Origin of the sequence: Romboutsia sp. 13368, from assembly GCF_018336475.1 — a bacterium.
Lineage (GTDB): Bacteria > Bacillota > Clostridia > Peptostreptococcales > Peptostreptococcaceae > Romboutsia.
The window spans coordinates 1,085,232-1,085,746 of sequence record NZ_CP048741.1 but is presented as its reverse complement, the minus strand read 5'-3'; the positions used below and the strand labels follow the sequence as shown (position 1 = coordinate 1,085,746).

Annotated in this window: 1 protein-coding gene; it reads left to right on the top strand. The window is 30.9% G+C overall.

Going from position 1 to position 515, the window contains the following annotated elements:
- Positions 1-40: 40 nt before the first annotated feature.
- Positions 41-515, top strand: a 475-nt coding sequence (locus G3997_RS04400) for an N-acetylmuramoyl-L-alanine amidase (RefSeq protein ID WP_296648695.1), incomplete at its 3' end; no start/stop codon positions are given.

The window sequence follows — 515 nt, the reverse complement described above, 5'->3', positions numbered from 1 at the left end:
CCTTAAACTATTGGTAAAACTACATTAGGAGGTAAACCCTATGAAATGGTATTTAGATTTTGGACATGGAGGAAAAGACTCTGGTGCAGTTGGCACTAACCAAACAAAAGAAAGCGATACAGNNCTAAAAATAGGAATGATGGTAAAAGAAAATTTAGAAAATGCACTTGAAAAAGTAATAACTACTCGTGAAAATGATAAATATTACTCTCTAAATTACAGAACTAMTAAGGCTAATAAACAAAACTGCGACTACTTTGTAAGTCTGCATATGAACGCTGCAACTAATAAAACTGCCAAAGGAGTTGAGGTATGGGTATATGATGAAAAAAGCAAGGTATATAACTTAGCTAAAAATATATGCTCTAATTTATCAAAGGATATAAATACACCTAATCGTGGTGTTAAGATTTCAAAAAGCTTTTCAGTTCTCAGAAAAACTAAAATGCCTTCACTCTTAATAGAAATAGACTTTATCTCAAATTCGTCAGTTGAAAATTCTTTAAAAGATGATA